This window comes from Thermococcus sp. (assembly GCF_026988555.1).
In the GTDB taxonomy this organism is placed as follows: Archaea; Methanobacteriota_B; Thermococci; order Thermococcales; family Thermococcaceae; genus Thermococcus.
In genome coordinates this window covers 13401-29905 of sequence record NZ_JALSLB010000030.1, presented here as the reverse complement: position 1 = coordinate 29905, position 16505 = coordinate 13401, and the positions used below count along the sequence as shown (strand labels likewise).

The 16505-nt window shown below is 53.3% G+C and carries 24 protein-coding genes; 3 read left to right on the top strand and 21 right to left on the bottom strand.

Going from position 1 to position 16505, the window contains the following annotated elements:
* Window positions 1-11: 11 nt before the first annotated feature.
* From MVK60_RS04210 to MVK60_RS04130, 17 genes are read right to left on the bottom strand one after another with little or no spacing between them, the layout of a single operon-like run.
* The gene (locus tag MVK60_RS04210; protein WP_167910185.1) at window positions 12-182 is read right to left on the bottom strand and encodes a 30S ribosomal protein S14; all 171 of its coding nucleotides are present in this window, start codon (window positions 180-182) and stop codon (window positions 12-14) included.
* Between the two features lies 1 nt (window position 183).
* Window positions 184-735, bottom strand: a complete 552-nt coding sequence (locus tag MVK60_RS04205; RefSeq protein ID WP_297436782.1) for a 50S ribosomal protein L5 — start codon at window positions 733-735, stop codon at window positions 184-186.
* 15 nt (window positions 736-750) lie between these two features.
* On the bottom strand, window positions 751-1482 hold the full coding sequence (locus MVK60_RS04200; RefSeq protein ID WP_297436781.1) for a 30S ribosomal protein S4e: 732 nt from the start codon (window positions 1480-1482) through the stop codon (window positions 751-753).
* Between the two features lie 2 nt (window positions 1483-1484).
* Window positions 1485-1847 carry a 50S ribosomal protein L24 gene (rplX, locus tag MVK60_RS04195; protein ID WP_297436779.1) on the bottom strand — a complete coding sequence of 121 codons (363 nt, stop codon included), beginning with the start codon at window positions 1845-1847 and terminating at the stop codon, window positions 1485-1487.
* 10 nt (window positions 1848-1857) lie between these two features.
* Window positions 1858-2283, bottom strand: a complete 426-nt coding sequence (locus MVK60_RS04190; protein WP_297436777.1) for a 50S ribosomal protein L14 — start codon at window positions 2281-2283, stop codon at window positions 1858-1860.
* A 3-nt stretch (window positions 2284-2286) separates the two neighbouring features.
* A complete protein-coding gene (locus MVK60_RS04185) occupies window positions 2287-2622 on the bottom strand; it encodes a 30S ribosomal protein S17 (RefSeq protein WP_297436775.1) in 336 nt (111 codons plus the stop codon).
* Window positions 2619-2996, bottom strand: coding sequence for a ribonuclease P protein component 1 (locus MVK60_RS04180; RefSeq protein ID WP_297436773.1), 378 nt, complete (start codon window positions 2994-2996; stop codon window positions 2619-2621). Before MVK60_RS04180 ends, MVK60_RS04185 begins: the two co-directional genes overlap by 4 nt.
* A complete protein-coding gene (gene yciH, locus MVK60_RS04175; RefSeq protein ID WP_297067778.1) occupies window positions 2882-3148 on the bottom strand; it encodes a stress response translation initiation inhibitor YciH in 267 nt (88 codons plus the stop codon). The genes MVK60_RS04180 and yciH overlap by 115 nt, the downstream gene beginning before the upstream one ends.
* A 36-nt stretch (window positions 3149-3184) precedes the next feature.
* On the bottom strand, window positions 3185-3385 hold the full coding sequence (rpmC, locus tag MVK60_RS04170; protein WP_297436771.1) for a 50S ribosomal protein L29: 201 nt from the start codon (window positions 3383-3385) through the stop codon (window positions 3185-3187).
* Window positions 3382-4005 (bottom strand): 30S ribosomal protein S3, encoded by a 624-nt coding sequence (locus MVK60_RS04165; protein WP_297436769.1) that lies wholly within the window; start codon window positions 4003-4005, stop codon window positions 3382-3384. The genes rpmC and MVK60_RS04165 overlap by 4 nt, the downstream gene beginning before the upstream one ends.
* Window positions 4006-4010: 5 nt before the next feature.
* Window positions 4011-4481 carry a 50S ribosomal protein L22 gene (rplV, locus tag MVK60_RS04160; RefSeq protein ID WP_297436767.1) on the bottom strand — a complete coding sequence of 157 codons (471 nt, stop codon included), beginning with the start codon at window positions 4479-4481 and terminating at the stop codon, window positions 4011-4013.
* A 10-nt stretch (window positions 4482-4491) separates the two neighbouring features.
* Window positions 4492-4893 (bottom strand): 30S ribosomal protein S19, encoded by a 402-nt coding sequence (locus tag MVK60_RS04155; RefSeq protein WP_297436765.1) that lies wholly within the window; start codon window positions 4891-4893, stop codon window positions 4492-4494.
* Window positions 4894-4895: 2 nt separating this feature from the next.
* Window positions 4896-5615: a 50S ribosomal protein L2 gene (locus MVK60_RS04150; protein ID WP_297436763.1), complete on the bottom strand. Its 720-nt coding sequence runs from the start codon at window positions 5613-5615 to the stop codon at window positions 4896-4898.
* A 13-nt stretch (window positions 5616-5628) separates the two neighbouring features.
* Window positions 5629-5889, bottom strand: coding sequence for a 50S ribosomal protein L23 (locus MVK60_RS04145; protein ID WP_297436761.1), 261 nt, complete (start codon window positions 5887-5889; stop codon window positions 5629-5631).
* Between the two features lie 6 nt (window positions 5890-5895).
* Window positions 5896-6663, bottom strand: a complete 768-nt coding sequence (rpl4p, locus tag MVK60_RS04140) for a 50S ribosomal protein L4 (protein WP_297436759.1) — start codon at window positions 6661-6663, stop codon at window positions 5896-5898.
* Between the two features lie 10 nt (window positions 6664-6673).
* A complete protein-coding gene (locus tag MVK60_RS04135; RefSeq protein WP_297436757.1) occupies window positions 6674-7714 on the bottom strand; it encodes a 50S ribosomal protein L3 in 1041 nt (346 codons plus the stop codon).
* A gap of 1 nt (window position 7715) precedes the next feature.
* Window positions 7716-8486, bottom strand: coding sequence for a putative RNA uridine N3 methyltransferase (locus MVK60_RS04130; protein WP_297436872.1), 771 nt, complete (start codon window positions 8484-8486; stop codon window positions 7716-7718).
* Window positions 8487-9279: 793 nt separating this feature from the next.
* Between MVK60_RS04130 and MVK60_RS04125 the strand changes: the two genes are divergently transcribed.
* Window positions 9280-10362 (top strand): ATP-binding protein, encoded by a 1083-nt coding sequence (locus tag MVK60_RS04125; protein ID WP_297436755.1) that lies wholly within the window; start codon window positions 9280-9282, stop codon window positions 10360-10362.
* Window positions 10363-10462: 100 nt separating this feature from the next.
* On the opposite strand, the gene MVK60_RS04120 is transcribed toward MVK60_RS04125, so the two are convergent.
* The 3 genes from MVK60_RS04120 to MVK60_RS04110 form a co-directional block, all read right to left on the bottom strand.
* Window positions 10463-11605, bottom strand: a complete 1143-nt coding sequence (locus MVK60_RS04120; RefSeq protein ID WP_297436753.1) for an RNA ligase — start codon at window positions 11603-11605, stop codon at window positions 10463-10465.
* 291 nt (window positions 11606-11896) lie between these two features.
* Window positions 11897-12445: a 50S ribosomal protein L16 gene (locus MVK60_RS04115; RefSeq protein WP_297436751.1), complete on the bottom strand. Its 549-nt coding sequence runs from the start codon at window positions 12443-12445 to the stop codon at window positions 11897-11899.
* Between the two features lie 107 nt (window positions 12446-12552).
* The gene (locus MVK60_RS04110; RefSeq protein WP_297436749.1) at window positions 12553-13716 is read right to left on the bottom strand and encodes an MFS transporter; all 1164 of its coding nucleotides are present in this window, start codon (window positions 13714-13716) and stop codon (window positions 12553-12555) included.
* A gap of 163 nt (window positions 13717-13879) precedes the next feature.
* On the opposite strand from MVK60_RS04110, the gene MVK60_RS04105 reads away from it, so the two are divergent.
* The gene (locus MVK60_RS04105) at window positions 13880-15034 is read left to right on the top strand and encodes an alanine--glyoxylate aminotransferase family protein (protein ID WP_297436870.1); all 1155 of its coding nucleotides are present in this window, start codon (window positions 13880-13882) and stop codon (window positions 15032-15034) included.
* A 26-nt stretch (window positions 15035-15060) separates the two neighbouring features.
* Window positions 15061-15843: a hypothetical protein gene (locus tag MVK60_RS04100; RefSeq protein ID WP_297436747.1), complete on the top strand. Its 783-nt coding sequence runs from the start codon at window positions 15061-15063 to the stop codon at window positions 15841-15843.
* Here the strand turns inward: MVK60_RS04100 and MVK60_RS04095 are convergent.
* Window positions 15836-16417, bottom strand: coding sequence for an ATPase (locus tag MVK60_RS04095; protein ID WP_297436745.1), 582 nt, complete (start codon window positions 16415-16417; stop codon window positions 15836-15838). The genes MVK60_RS04100 and MVK60_RS04095 overlap by 8 nt on opposite strands.
* Window positions 16418-16505 lie beyond the last annotated feature (88 nt).

Genomic DNA, 16505 nt, shown 5'->3' with positions numbered 1-16505 from the left:
CTTCTCTCACCTCACTCGTACTTCTTAAAGCCCAGCTTGGGGGCTATCTCTCTAAAGCAGTGCCTGCAGAGCATAAGGCCGTGTATCCTGATAACCGGGCCGTACTGGCCGCAACGCATGCACCTTCTCGCACCCTTACCGAACTTGCGCGGCTTCTTCTTGTTGTAGTCAGCCTTCGCCATCTCACAATCCCTCCACCTTAGCATTCAGCTCTTCCACAGCGAAGACGATACCCTCCTCCTTAGTCAGCTTGTGCTTGGTCGGAAGTTTCTTCCTTCCCCGCTTCCTTTTGGCAACACGGTATCCTGGCCTCTCGAGGGTAACGCAGACGTCCATACCGAAGATGCCTATTTCCGGATCGTATTCGACGCCGGGTATGTTTATGTGCTCCTGTATCCCAAAGCAGAAGTTCCCGTGCTCGTCGAAGTTGCCGGCCTTGAGCTTCCTGTCAACAGCCTCAAGGAGCCTATCGAGCATTTTCTCTGCTTTCTCCTTTCTGAGTGTGACCTTGACCGCTATAGGCTCACCACGCCGGATTCCGAAGTCTTTGTTGGTCTGCTTAGCACGTCTCCTTATCGGCTTCTGACCGACGAGTCCCTCAAGCATCTTCTCAGCCTTGGTGAGCCTCTCACCGCTCTCGCCGACTCCAATGTTTATGGTGACCTTTGCAATCCTGGGCTTCCTCATCGGGTGAGCTTCCCAGTCTGCAAGGATAGCCTCTCTGTTGATTTCCATCTCATCTCACCTCTCTCACGGAAGGGAAATCTCCGGCTTCTCTTTTCCAACGACGAAGGCGTACTCCTTAAGTGTGTCGAAGAGTTCGCCGTTCTCGTCCTCAATTGTGACAACGTCCGGCCAGCCCATCGGGAACCTCCTAACCTCAGTGACCTTGCCTCTCCTGGCGACGTTCTTACCCTGGGTAACGAAGACGTAGACCCCTACCTCGAACGGGATGACCTCGATGACCTCTCTGTCGGGAACCCTCATGAGAACGGTATAGGCCGTCCTGTACTTATCCTTATCGTTCATGGTGACCAAGTGATTGCTTCCATCGTGGAGGTTTAGCTGAACCTTGGCCCCCTTAACCATGCGCTTGTTGTTTATCCTGAGTGGCTTCACGTTGGCTTCCTTATCAGCTATAGGATGAAGTATCAGCTTCCCAATTCTGTTCGGTAGGATTCTGTAGTGCTCGCCGGTCTCAGGGATAGAAACAACGTCCATTATACCGACGGGGAACTTGTAGTCCTTCCTTGGTATACCATCAACCAGGACCCTGCCTTCGTTAAGTATCCTCCGTGCCTCCCTTGCAGTCTTGGCGTAGCCGAGATAGTCCCTGATTATATAGAGCAGCGGAATCGAGGTCTTCATACTGTGGGGACCCGGCCTCGGACGGATGGCCCATTTGTAGGTCTTTCTTGAGAGGTACCACTGGGTTGGGGCAGCAAGCCTCTTAAGGTGTCTCTTTGCACCCTTTCTCGCCATTTTCAAGCCCTCCTATTAATTATCTTCTCCCTCTTCTCGTCCTCAAGGTTGAGGTCTATTATAACGACGTTGGACGGGTGAACCGGGTAGAACACCTCGGTTCCATCAACCTTCTTCTGGGTAACCCCCTCAACGTGTATCCTGTACCTTTTGAGGTCAATATCCATGACCTTGCCTTCCTTGCCCTTGAAGTCGCCCCGGACGATCCTGACCTTGTCCCCCGACCTAATAGGGAGGTTCCTGACGTTGTACCTTTCCCTCAGATCCCTGCTGAGGGCCGCACTCATGAACTTGCCCCTAAGATGCAGTGGGGCGTTGTAAAGGAACTTCCTCTGCTTTCTCGGTTGCTTTGTATTAAGCTTCATAATTCTCACCTCACAACACGATGCTCGCTATGCTGCCGAGCCTGACCCAGCGCTCGGCGGCCTCCCTCGCTATGGCGCCCCTTATCTCGGTTCCTCTGGGGACACCCTCAGGGGTGACTATCGCTGCCGCGTTGTCCTCGAACTTGACACGCATGCCGTCGAGCCTTCTGTATTCCTTTCTCTGCCTCACAACGACGGCTCTGACCACCTGATGCCTGATATCCGGCCGCCCCTTCTTGACAGCCGCGATAACCATGTCCCCAACACCCGCGCTGGCCAGCCTCCTCCTGGTACCTTTGTAACCGACGACGCCTATGATCTGAACGACCTTGGCGCCGCTGTTGTCTGCGACCCTGAGATAAGCGCCTATTGGGAGGGCACGGGTCGGCCTGACTGGACTAATTCCCCTTGTGGCTCCAGCACCCTTCTTGGCCATCCTTCACACCTCCTCAGCCCTTTTGGTCACGGCAACTACCACGAAACTCTTGGTTTTACTTATCGGTCTGCTCTCAGCTATTAGGACTCTGTCACCGACCTTAGCATCTATGCATTCGGGGTTGTGAGCGTGTATCCTGCTTCTCCTAAGTTCATATCTCTCGTACTTCTTGAGATAGTGGTAGTGCTGCCTTTCAACCACGACGGTCTTTTTGCCCTTATCGCTGACGATAACTCCCTCAAAGTATCTGCCGTGGAGCTTTAGATATCCATGCCACGGGCAGTTTGGATCATCACATTTCTCAGCGGGAGGCTGAATCTTCAATCCAATCTCTCTCATCGTCTCCACCTCTTCTTCAATCTCATCTCAGGCCTTCCTATTAGGTTCTTCCCTTCAATCCGGATTCTTTTATTGCCAGCTTCAAACTCAAGTTCCACCACGTCCTTTGGGATTACCCAGACCCGCTCACCGCCGAGGGTGAGGGTATTCCTCGTCTCATCAAGGACGTAGCCCTCGATGCCAACCAGCTCTGGATGGGATGCCCTTATAATCTTTGCTTTCAGTCCAATGAGCTCGCTCCAGATGAGCCTTTTATGGTTCACTCCACCTCTACCAAGTCCTCTGAAAATCCAAGTTCTCCAAGCAACTTCCTGACCCTGTCCCTGTGATCGCCCTGGAGCTCTATTCTTCCTTTTTTCACGGTTCCACCGCATGCCAACTTCGCCTTCAGTTTCTTTGCGATCTCATCGAGATCGAACTCCTTCTCATCGATCCCCTCGATTATGGTCTTGAGCTTCCCGTAGCGGGCTTTCTCTATGTACACCCTAATCCTCTGCTGTTCCTTCAGGACCTCCTTAAAGAGCATCTCATCCAGAGGGTTAACAATCCTAGGCACCGAACCTCACCTTTTCTCCTTAAGCTTCTCCTTTCGTATGGTAAGCAGGCGCGCTATATCGCGCCTGAGGTTTCGGATGACCATGGGGTTTTCGGTCGATGCCCCCATGGTGAGCACACCCCTCTCCTTGGCGAGCTCAAGGCGGAGCTCCCTGAGCCTCTCGTTGATCTCATCCATGCCCATCTCACGGATCTCACTTGGCTTCATTCTCCGCTCACCTCTTCCTCAACGGGCTTTTCTATGACCTCAATTTCGTCCGGGAGTTTAGCATCGGGCGGCATGATTGAGACCTTAACACCAATGACGCCGAGTTTAAGGCGCGCCTGTGCGTAGCCCTTACTGACGAGGGTCTCGGCGGGGTTGCCGACCTTAGCGAGGTAACCCTGATAAAAGCGGACACTTTTGGCCCTCTCACCGGTGAGTTTTCCGCTCAGACGGATTTCGACACCCCTGGCACCGTTCCTCATGATCGCTCTTATGGCCGAGTAGGCAGCCCTCCTGAAGTGAATACCCCTCTCAAGGGCCTGGGCAAGCCTGACAGCCTGAACCTTGGCGTTGAGGTAGGGATTTTTGATCTCCTCGACCTCGATCTGTGGGTTCTCAAGGTTGAACTTCCTCTCGAGTAGCCGGGTAAGCTCCCGTATCTTCCTTCCACCCCTGCCGATAACATATCCGGGACTGGCCGCGAATATCGTCACCTTTGTACCAAGGGGAGTTTTCTTTATGTCGATTCCACCGTAGCCAGCCCTTCTGAGCTCCTTTTCGAGGTACTCGTCAATGAGCATCTCCTTAACGTTCTCCCTGATGAAGTATCTCTCGATCGCCAAAAGGCTCACCTCCTAATCTCCTCAACAACTATCTCCACGTGGGTGGTCTGTTCGTTGAACGGTGTGGCCCTTCCATAGGCCTTGGGAATGTAGCCGCGGAGCACTGGGCCCCTCTGGGCTGCTGCGTGGATCACCTTAAGCCTGTCAACATCAAGCCCCTTCTGTTCGGCGTTGTTCTTGGCGTTGAGGAGGATCCTCTTGACGGCTTTGGCGACCTTGACCGGATAGCGACCTGGACCGAAACCCCTGCCCGGCTTGTGCCCCTGGCTGTCGTTGAACCGCTTCATTGGAACCGGTCTCTTGAGCGCTATAACGTCGTCGAGGTAGCGGAGTGCATCGTTGACCATCATGCCCCTGATCTCCCTGAGGAGCTCCACAGTGTGCTTTGGGGACATCCTGAGATCCCTTCCACTGGCGCGCGCCATTCTCTCAGGATCAAAGTTCTGGAATGAATAGGAAAACCTTCCCTTGGACATCTAGACCACCTCACTTGATAGCCACGAACATTGAGGACCTTGTAGCTCCAACACCCGGCGAACCGTGCTGCACTATCTTCCGGGTCAGGGCAAACTCACCGAGGTAGTGTCCTATCATTTCCTCTTTGATGTCCAGAGCGACGAACTCCTTCCCGTTGTGGACGTGTATGGTCATGCCGACCATCTCTGGGAGGATAACCATGTCCCTGCTGTGGGTTTTTATCGGCTTCTTGTACTTCCCTTTTCTAGCAAGCCGTATCTTCCTCAGGAGTTTCTTCTGCTCAGGTGAAAGTCCACGCTTGAGGCTTCTCCTCTGCCTGGCAGGAAGAAGCTTGGCAAAATCCTCAAGTGACATGTTAAGCAGTTCATTGAAACTGTAACCCCTGTACTTAAACTCTTTCTTCCTCGCCATCTTCACTTCCTCCTACCGGTTCTTCTCGCGGCGATATGACCAACCTTCTGACCTGGGGCGGCCCTTCTGGCGATGGTGCTTGGCCTGCCAATGTGATGCTCCTTACCACCGTGTGGGTGGTTAACTGCGTTCATCTTGACGCCCCTCGGCTTTGGCCAGAACCTGTTCCTCGCCTTCATGATGTAGTAAGCCTTTCCTGCCTTAACTATGGGCTTCTCAAGTCTTCCACCGCCAGCGACCACACCTATGGTTGCCCTGCAGGCAGGGTTGAACTGCCTGAGCTCACCACTCGGAAGCTGGACTATGACCTTGTCCTTCTCCCTGCTGACGATGAGTGCGTAAGTTCCACCCGCACGGACGTACTTGCCACCATCACCGGGGCTCCCCTCTATGTCGTAAACGTAGCTTCCCTCAGGTATCATTGCGAGCGGAAGGGAGTTGCCCATTTTTATCGGAGCGTTCGGCCCGGCCGCTATCTCCTCACCAACGAGGAGCCCTTCTGGAGCTATGATGAGCTTCTCCATGCCGTTCGTAAACTTCACCCTGGCAACCGGTGCGGTCCTTCCGGGGTCGTGGAGTATCTCTACGACTTCACCAACAAGGGTCTGCTCCTTCGTCAGGTTAAGCGGAACGTACTTAACCGCTCCCCTGTACCTGTGGGAGGGCGCCCTAAAGGTGCTCGTTCCCTTACCTCTCCTCTGTTGAATCAGACTCTTTCCCATCTCACTCACCCCATCAGAACAATCCTATCCTTGCGGCTATCTCACTAGCGTCGTATTCCGGCTTGAGTTTCACGTAAGCCTTCTTTTCGCCCTTCATGGTGAGGAGGACGTTGACCTTCTCCACTTTAACCTCGAACATCTCTTCCACGGCCCTCTTGATGTCGGCCCTTGTGGCCCTCCTGTTCACTATGAAGGTGAGCTTGTTCTCTCGTTCTATCATTGAAACGGCCTTCTCCGTGACGAGCGGCCTAACGATAACCCTGTACGGATCCATCTCTCATCACCCGTAAATCTCCCTAAGCTTTTCTATCGCACCCTTTGTCCATATGGTAAGCCTTCCGGGGTGGGTACCCGGAGCGAGCAGTTCAACGCCGAGGTTCTCCACTGTGATAACGTCAACGCCCGGGTGGTTCCTAGCTCCCTGGACGATTCCCTCGTTTTTGGCAACGACGACGAGCGGCCCCTTGGCCTTCTTGTAGCGCCTTCCGCGCATCTTGCCCTTACCTGCCCTTATCTTGGTGTTCTTTTTGGCCCTCTCAATGTCGTCCCAGACGCCGAGCTTCTTGAATATCTCCCTAGTTTGGGCGGTCTTGAAGACCTTCTCGAGGTCGTCGGTGACGACTAGCGGAACCTGCGGGACGTTGTCGACCATGTGCCCCCTAGCCCTGACGAGGTCATAGTTTGCGGTGGCGGCTATCGCGCTCATTACAGCGAGTCTCTTCTCCTTCTTGTTAATGCCCTCCCAGATAACCTTCTCGACCTTTGGTGGGTGGGTCCTTCTTCCACCAACCGCAAAGGGGACGAACGCAGCGAACCTCGGAGAGGTCTTTATCCTCTCAACCCTCGCCATCCCATGGCCCTTTCCAATGTTCTCGGTGACGCGTCTCTTACCGGCCTGCGGGTCCCTGCCCTGCGGCTGTATCCTGTGCGTCCATGAGGCAATGACAGCCCTCCTGATGAGGTCGGGCCTGAAGGGGGTGGCAAAGACCTTTGGAAGCTCTATCTCCTCAACGGGCTCGCCTTCAAGTGAAAATACCTTAACTTTCATCTATCTCACCTCACTGCTTGGATTCTCTACTGATGTACGTTATCTGTGGTCTCTCAAGGGGAGGTCTCTTCTTCGGAGCCCTGATGGCCGGTCTGACCCGGACGATTCTCTTAAAAGCACCCGGGACCGTGCCCTGGATCATCAGGAAGTCGCTTCTTATGAGACCGTAGTGAGGGAAGCCTCCCTTTGGAGTCACCTCAACTTTGTTGCCGTTGAGCTCAAGGGTTCCGTTCTCGCCTATCGCTATGAGTCTCTTGTTGAACTCGGTTCTGTGGTGGAAACCCATCTGTCCCGCAAGCGGAACCGTCCACATGACCCTGGTCGGATGCCACGGACCGAGGTTGCCTATATGCCTAGCCTTACCTGCACGCTGGGCCTTGTGAAACTGTATCTTAACTCCCCATCTCTTGACCGGGCCCTGAGTTCCCTTGCCCTTGGTTACCGCGATGACGTCGAGGAGCTCGCCCTCGTGAAGGACATCCCCCGCACGGACCTCCCTGCCAACGATCCCCTTGAGGTAGTCAAACTTGGCGGCAACATCGTCTCCGCCAACCGCGTATTCCATGACCTCGGGCTTCTTCTTGAGTTTGATGAGTCTCGGCTGGGTGTGGACGAGGGCCCTGACCTCAACGATCTCTCCATTCCTAACGAGATCCTCAAGCTCCCCAAGCTTTGCACGGAACGTTTCCTCGTTGTAGTTCTTAGGGAGTGTTTTTATCCTTCTCTTCAGGTCATCGCTGAGGTTGAGTGCCCATACCTCAGTGACGGTCTCCAGTCCAAGGTACCCCTGTCTGTATGCCCTGATACCGTAGACGAAGAGCGGCGGGACTTCCACGATAGTAACAGGCATAACGATTTCCTTGCCCCTGGTAAGCCCCGGCCTGTCGTCTATCATGAGGATGTGGGTCATCCCCGCCTTGTATCCTGCGAAGCCAAGCAGTCTAACCTCACTCTCCTCCGGCCATGTTTTGATTCTTGGGACTACACTCCTAGCCCGCTTTCTGGGCGAGTAAGCCAGTGAACCTCTCCTTGGTCTGTGTATCTTTCCCATCTCAATCCCTCCCTATGAAATTAAACACCGCGAGTGTGGCCAAGATGGCCTCCTCGGTGCGGACGGTGGCTGTCCGCTGATTTGGAACTGTGTTGAGGATTAGATCAAAGTTATAATCCTCCCCACCGAGGAGCTCCATCACGCCCCTCCTCGGCGAGCCAAAGACCAATCCGACCTCCCTCTTAAGTGAGGGAAGCCTCACCTCCCGAATGTCTTGCCCCTTCCTGGAGGTTGCAACTGCCAGGTCAAGCCTTGCCTTTTTAAGTGTTTTTGCTAGAGGGCTACCGGTGAGGTGAACCCGGTACCCCCAGTACTCCTCTGGTTTTGTCGGTATCACTTTGAGGGGCCTTGTTGAGATGATCTCGAACGTTGCACGCCCTTCAATGACTCCTTCAACCATCGCAAGGTCATCAAGTCCAATGTCGGCGTAAATCCTTCGTCCCTTCCTGAAGGCGAAGCCCTCACGGATCTCCCCAACTCTGGGCTTTCGCTTGAGCTTATGGTGGGGGGTCCTCAAGGGCGGGATGACGCCAACGTACCTCAACTCCGGTATCAGCGGAAATAGCCTCTTCCTGAGGTACTGGGGTGTTTCAGCGTATTCGAGGATGGTTTTTATGAACCTGCCGTCCCTGCCGCCGGCCCCGTAAATCCAGATGTGCTCGACGCCGAAGATCGCCGCTGCTCTTGCTACCTGACCAACCTTGTACGTCCGAATTTTCGGATCATCACTCTCTTCAAGGAGCGAATCCGGAATAAAGATGTGCCAGCCCATTTTCCTGTCATCCTTCGCTCTGAATACTCCAACGCTGGAGGAAGGTCTATGGAGACTATTTAAAAGGCTTTCGAACCCTTCCACCCTTTTTTGGGTTTGAAGGTGTACAAATTTTTTGCAATCAGCCCTTTGCTTCGCAAAGCGCTGGCGGAAAAATCACGTGCAATTCTAAAATTGCTTGTTTTTCAAGTGTTTACTCTTAAGTTGGCAGTTTTTCAGTGTTTCACCCCTACAAGGCGTCCAAAAGACGCCAAAAAAGATGTGAAACCTCTTCAATGACTCGTTTTAGGGATTAAACCCTAGTTTAAAGGTGCTGCTTTAGTAGTGCACACTTTTATTCCCTGTCAATTTAGAAGAAAGGAGCTCTTTTGATCAAGCTTTTTCTAAAAGCTTGTTCGCCTTTGCGACGTTGAAGTGGAGCTTCAACGCACGGGATGATAGTCCCGTTGAGTTTGACCAAGACTCGTGATTCTTTTCCTAAGTGCGATTTTGTTTGAGAGCGTTTGCACAGTAAAAGACCCTCTCCCCTGTTGAAATTTACTTCTAAAAGCCCACAAAACAGGGTTATCCCCCGAAAAGCGCTTCTCCGGAGCGCGAAAAAAACGTAAACCCAAAAACAAACGTTCCCCAATTAGAGAATTCTAAAGCTCCAAAAGGAATTTCAGAAACGCAAACACTTCAAAAGAGCACTCATAAAGGAATCACAAACTTTGATGAAACTTTTCGCTAGAAAAGTTTCGGGGAAAGCCTTTTAACTTGCAGGGGTGCAAGTAACTTGTGGGGGTGCAAGTTAATGCTGTTTTCACCGTACCCAAAGACGAAGAGGGAAGAACTCTTTGATAGGGAAAGGGAACTCAGGGAGCTTAAGGAGGCAGTGGGGAGAGGAGAAAGGCTAATCCTCCTTCTCGGCCTCAGGAGGCTCGGAAAGAGCTCACTCCTCAACGTTGCACTCAACGAGCTCACCTACCCTTCAATAAAAGTCGACGTGAGAAAAACCTACTCCGAGTTCTCATCCGTCAACAGGTACGTAATCGGGAAAATGCTCCTCTCAGGAATGAGCGGAAGGAAAAAGCTGGTCGAGGAGGCAAAGCTCTTCCTTGAGAGGGTCAGGGGGGTAAGCGTTTCCGGGCTCAGACTGGAGATAACCTCAAAGGACTTCTCGATAACGGAGCTCTTGGAGGCGCTCAATGAATACGGCGGAAAAGCCGGAAGAGTAATTATTGCCTTCGACGAGGCTCAGTACCTGCGCTTTGGGGGGGCCACGAGGTACGACGGGATTTTGGCTTACGCCATTGACAACCTCAAAAACCTGACATTCATTCTCACCGGCTCAGAGGTGGGTCTTCTCTTCGACTTCTTGAAGTTTAACGATCCTGAAGCGCCGCTCTTCGGCAGATACCACCACGACATATCCCTTGAGCGTTTTAATCCGAAGCTGAGCAGAGAATTCCTGAGAACGGGCTTCGAAGAGACAGAGTTTAAAGTTATGGAACGGGAAATCGAAGGGGCCGTTGAAGAGCTCGACGGTATCCCCGGCTGGCTCTCCCTCTACGGGTACATCCGCGTTACGAGGAAACTCAGACATCATAAAGCTATTGAGGAAGTTCTCAGGGAGGCTAAAGCCATAGCCGGAAACGAGCTGTCGAAGCTCTTCAACTACAGTCCCCGCTACCGCTTCATACTGAAGGCGATAGCGTTGAACTATTCCCGCTGGAAGGACATTAGAGACTACCTTTCCTTAAAGCTCGGCCCCGTAAACGACTCGAACTTTTCAGCTTTGCTTGAGAACCTCGTCAAAGCAGGCTACGTGGAAAAGAAGAAGGGAAGCTACCACATCCCCGACCCCGTGTTGGCGAAGGTCTTCAGGGAGCTTTAACTTGCAGGGGTGCGAGTAACTTGTGGGTGTGCAAGTTAGAGCTTCTCTATTTTACTTATCCACCCAAATTAGCAGGATAATTTTCATGAAACCTACCGCTTCAATCCACGAACGCCCTGCCGTTCCAAAGCTCTCTCATCTCGCGTGTGGCGTCCGGATAGACCCTCTTGAAGGTTATCCTCCAGTAGCCGTTTCTCAAATCCTCGATGTCCTCGATGTGGATCTTCACGCCGAGCCTCTCGAAGTGGGTCATCATCCTGTGGGCAGTGCTTATGCTCTTCACCCTGACCGTGAATACCTCCTCGACCTCGCCGCCGTTAGCAACCTCGTGGATGCTCTCAACGAACGGCCGGAGGAGGGCCTTTCCGAGGGCCTTCGCGTACTCGTCGAACTCCTTGCCCTTGATGTGCTTTTCGGCCAGATAGAACGCGAGGCGCTTAATCCGCCCCATGAAGTAGCCGTGGGGCAGGTCGAAGAATACGTGCGAGCCTATCCTGACGTCGTTGATGTTGGCGTAGGGCGTTACGTATTTCGCGATTCTCCTCATGTCTGGCGTTTTCATGACGATGCCCTCTCTCCTCTCCCTGCCCAGCCTTTCGATTAACTCATGCAGCCCCCCAATCTTCGAGCGGTCGTAGAGGCCAAAAGTTTCAACGTGACGAATGCCGTACTCCTCGGCAAGCTTAAGCCTCTCCTCCACAGGGAGGCTCCTTCCCGTTCCCTTCTCCTGGATGTCAAAGAGGAAGAACCCTATGTCTTCTTTCACGTAGGGCGGCCCTTCAACGATGTACGGGCTTTCAGGCCCGGCCATCTCCCCCGCCAGGACGAGGTTGGGGTAGTCCCTGAAGAACTCCTCGTTTATGAAGTCCAGTATCCTCTCCGTCGTGAAGGGACAGATAAAGCCGCCCCTTGTGAGGGCAAGAACCCTGTCCCTCACACTCACGACGCGGACGTTGTAGCCGTCCACCTTCTCCTCAACGTAGAATGCCCTGTTCTTAAAGACTCTCCTTATTACGTTCTCAAGCTGGACTATGCGTTTAATGTGAGGGAATCCAAGGACGACATCGCCGTTCTCAAAGACAACCGTTCCGCGCCGAAAACCCTTGGCGGAATCTCGAAAGCGAACGTATCTGATACCTTCGAATTCGCCCTCCACAATCCCACCCTTACCATCAAGAACGGCCAGCCTGTCCTCAGGAACGCCGAGCTTGAGGAGCAGTGACCTGAAGCGAGAGCCAACCATCTTCCCACCGACCAATGTTGGGCGACATCTTTAATAATTATTATGAATGCTGGATCAACCGCTGACCGTAATTACGTCGAGAGTGTTGAACTACCGTAGACGGGGGTAACTAGCTGGGATAAGTTACTCCCCCACCGTGAAGCAGAAAGAAACCCCCTACTGAGGTAGAAATGCCACCACAGCCAGCAACGAACCAGGAACACAAACGTACGTCCAGGATCCAGCGCTGAAAAGAGGAGAGGTAACGGAACTCCCACCGCCGCATAACAGCGTGTGACTCAGCGTTGCATTTCAGCGCTTCATCGTGGAGAGAATCTTACTGGTTACGTCGTTGCCGTCCTTATCGTAGATGCGGTAGTAGCTGGAGTACGAGAACTTCATGCCCGCCCTGCGCATCGCGTCGATGGCAAACTTGAGGTGCGGTTCGTTGACCCACACCGTGAGTATCTTCTGGTCCTTCTTGACGCGGGCGGCGAGACCTATCGGCTTTCCAAAGGGCCTCCTCATACCGTTTCCGTAACGATCAGCCTTTCTCCCAGTGGCCATTGGATTCTCACGGAGAACCTGGAAGGGGTAAACCCTTATCTTGTAGTGGTAGTTGCTCCTTCCAACGTTCTTCTGGAGGTACCTGTTAACCTGTACACGAACAGCCTCAAGCGCGTTCTGCCTTATCTGCATTGCCTGCTCGGCATGAAGGCTGACCTCATACTCAAACTCGGCTGAAAGGTTCCCCATGTCGAATATGGTTATCTTCGGGCCAGGGGCACCCCTTATATATTTCCTTCTCGTGTAAGCGGGTTTATCAACGTCCCTATCGATCTTGGCTGGTCTAAGTCCCATCCTCTCACCTCCAAATGAGCATAAGCTAAACCTAAACTTAGGCGAGTGGAGCGACTTATAAAAGTTTTGGAAAGTGGCGTCCGAAACTCGATGATTCAGATGGACCGCTAACCACGCATTCTAAGTCCAATACCCTTCCACAGGAGGATGATGGAGACCGGCATGAAGGTCAGAAAAGCCAAATTGACGGTAAACAGCCAATGAACCTCCCCAAGGGAATAAGAGAGGCCAAAGAGAATACCTCCAAAGAAGGTTGAAATGTTCTGAACCCCGTTTACCCCCCCTATGGCAAGGGAAGAGCGGTGGTAGCCGGCCAGGATCTTCCTAGAAATCGGGCGGAAGCTCTGGAAGGCGAAGAGGGCAAGGAATATGCCAAGAAAAACCGTGGGAGCACTTTTAACCGCGGCCAGAAGGGGAGAAATCGCCGCAAGAATTGACGTGAGCATAACTGTCCGTCTCTCACTGCCAACGTCAGCCAGCCAAGAGACACCGTAGCTCATCAGAGAGGCCAAAAATCCCGCCCAACCTATGAGCCTTGCGGTGGCGGCCCTACCAATCCCCAGAGCCTCGGATACGTAGACGTAGGTTATCTCTCCGGAGGTGAATGCAACGATGACCGCCATGAGGGCAGCTATGAGCAGAACGCCCTTGGGATCAAGGACCAGTTTCTCAGTGTCCGAGTCCTTTTTCCTCCTCGGTGTTACCCAGGCACGAAGCAGGTAGTAGGCGGCCAGCATTATCAAACCTGTGAGCATGAAGAACGCTGAGGAGATCCACATCTGACCGGATAGGCCAAGGTTCACCGTGTATGCGTAGACGTAGTTGCCCAGCAGGGCTGCAACGCTTCCAAAGAAGAAGTAAACCGCAGTGACCCTGGCTCTGATTCCCTTCGGCGTCGTAACCGCTATGACAAACTGTGCCATCGGCCAGCTAAGACCGTTCAGAAAGCCGTTGAGGAGTTTTATTCCGGCAACCTGAAGCCAGTTTGATGTTAGGGGATAAAGCTGAACGGCGAGGGCGTTGAACATCATGGCCAGCGCCCCCAGGTAGAGAAGCCGCTTTCCTCGCTCAAGCATCAAGCCCCCGGAGACAGATGAGAACGCCCTGGCAAGGACGAATGAGGTGGAAACTATCGAGACCGAGAACATCGACGCCTTCAGGATGTCACGCGTGTAGAATGCCACCGCGGGTGTGGCGAGGCGGAAGGCCATCGTTCCGGTGAAGGCAGAGAGGATCAGGAGCAGGATTCCAGCGAGGCGTTTGAATTCCATCAGACCACCCTCTTAACGTTAACCCCATGCTTTAAAAGTCTTGGTGGTGTTGAAAGCTTTTCGTGAAATCCATAAAAACTAGAAAAAAGTTTCAGAAAACGTCGGATGGCCCCAGGAGAAGCCTTTTATAGATTTTCCCTGAACTCCCGTCGAGGTGGTTGCGATGGAATTAAAGTTCAACATGACGCATGAAGAGGCATACAGGGAGGTTTACGAGCTCGTCAAGCCGAAGTACAGGCTCTTCACTGCCGGTCCGGTCGCCTGTTTCCCGGAGGTTCTAGCTATAATGTCGGTGCAGATGTTCAGCCACCGCTCGGCCGAAGCGAAGGAAGTTCACGTTGACACCCTTAACAGGCTCAAGGCTTTTCTTGAGGCTGACAACGGGGAAATAATCCTCTTCCCGAGCTCCGGAACCGGCTTCATGGAGGCTGCGGTTAGAAACACCGCGCCGAGGGGAGAAAAGGTTCTGGTCACCGTCATTGGAGCATTTGGAAAGCGCTTCGCCGAGGTTGTCGAGGCCAACGGCAGAGAAGCCGTCATCTTGAGTAAGGAGCCTGGATACGCAATCAAGCCGGAGGAACTCGACGAGGCCCTGAGAAAGAACCCCGACGTCGCTGCGGTTACGATAACCTACAACGAGACCTCGACCGGCGTTCTCAACCCGCTCCCGGAGCTGGCGAAGGTCGTCCACGAACACGACAAGCTCCTCTTCGTCGATGCTGTCTCGGCCATGGGTGGTGCCGACATCAAATTTGACAAGTGGGGGATTGACATAGTCTTCGCGAGCAGTCAGAAAGCCTTCGGCGTCCCGCCTGGGCTGGCAGTTGCGGCGGTCAGCGAGCGTGTCTTTGAGATAGCCGAAAAGATGCCGGAGCGCGGCTGGTACTTTGACCTGCCGCTCTACAAAAGGTTCAACGAAAAGAAGAAGGGAACGCCCTCAACCCCACCGCTCCCGCAGATATTCGGCCTCAACGTTGTTCTTAGAATAATCGAGAAGATTGGCGGAAAGAAGGAATGGCTCGACATGTACAGGAAGAGGAGCGAGACCATCCGCGAAGGCGTCAAGGAGATGGGCCTTGGAATTCTGGCTGAGGAGGGCTACGAGAGCCCGACCATCACAGCAGTCGTCGTCCCTGAGGGAATGAAGGGCGTCGACGTCTACAACGCAATGCGCGAGCGCGGCTTCGAGCTGGCCAAGGGCTACGGAAGCGTGGCAGAGAAGACCTTCCGCATAGGCAACATGGGTTACATGACCTTCGAGGACATCGAGGACATGCTCGCCAACCTCCGCGAGGTCATAGAAAAACTTAAGGCTTGAATTCTTCCCCTTTATCCCGTGGAGTTATGGTACCAAAGAAGTGGCTCGCCGTATGGCTCCTTCTCAACTTTTTCATATTCTGGCTCGTCGGTCTCACCTCAAGCGGGTACTCCCTTGAGGGATACATGCCCGGAGAGAGCGAGAAGGTCTACCAGTATACACCCATAGTCCACACAGCTCCGGATGACAGGCCCATTGGAATCCTCTACATGGTAGACTATGGCGGGAACCTCTACTACTACATCGTCTGGGAGGACGAGTACTTCAGCAACTCCCTGATAGACGAACTCTACCGCCTCTTCCGGGGTCTCGTCTACGGTGGGGCGACTCAGGACATAGAGGTCGTTAAGGTGAGCCCGGACAACGGCACCTTCTATTTCCAGACCTATGACCACACCAACGTCCACGGGAGGTTCCTCAGTAATGGAAGCTGCCTCTGGGAAGAGGAGAACAGGGTAATACCAAACTGCACCGTCAACGGAACGCACATCAACGTTTATACCGTAACCTGGAACCACATGCTCTCACTGCTCCCACAGAACGGGACGGAGAGGGCGGTTCTACCTATGAGGCACATGACGCCCAACGACTACGTTGCCCTCGGAATGTTCAGGAGGACGCAGAAAACGATAGCAGGCGTCGCCGTCAACTCCCTGCTCCTGGCGATGGTAGCCACGCTCGCGTTCAACGGCCTCATGTACGTCGCGTGGCGGAAGGGCTACCTCACGAGGGAAGAACAGAGAAAGGTCAGAGACGCGATAATGGGTGGATGGAGAAAGCTGAAGGAAAAGGTGAGAGGGTCTAAATGACGGCCCTCAGCTCTCCGTCCTTTACCTCATAAATGCGGTTTATCTTCTTCATTCCCGTCCTCCAGTCCCTCCTGAGCTCCACGACGATGTCGAACTTGTTGAAGGTCTCCCCGCTTATCCTGAGCCAGTGTCTGACCTCGTCCTTTATGTCGTTCGTGAGGGCAAGGGAGGTCACTATGAACGCGTAGTCGTCTATGAGCTCACGGAAGATTCTTGAAACATCAACCGTGTGGATGGTGTCGATGACGATATAGTCAGGGTCTATCTCCCGTATCCTGGAGATCACCTCAGAGGTGCGCTTTTCTAGGGGTCGGTTGTCGAACTGGGTGTCGATGACTACTATATTGGGTCTGAAGGGCTTAAACTCCCCGTAAGCCGTAACTACGGTCACTTTCCTGTCGTCGAGTATGAAGTGCACCAATGCCTCAACCAGCTTCGTCTTCCCAGAGCGGCTGGAACCAACGACGAGAATATCCTTCCCATCCAGGACGGCGTTCCTCAGTACGTCAAGCTCCGCCTCCGTAACGGTTCCGTACCGTAGAAGGTCCTCCGGTGTGAATATGTAGACACCCATGTTTTATCACCCCACCAGGGTTCTCAGGAAAGGTTATAATTATATCGCAGACCGGGATAAAGACTATAACCAAGTACCCCACAATAAA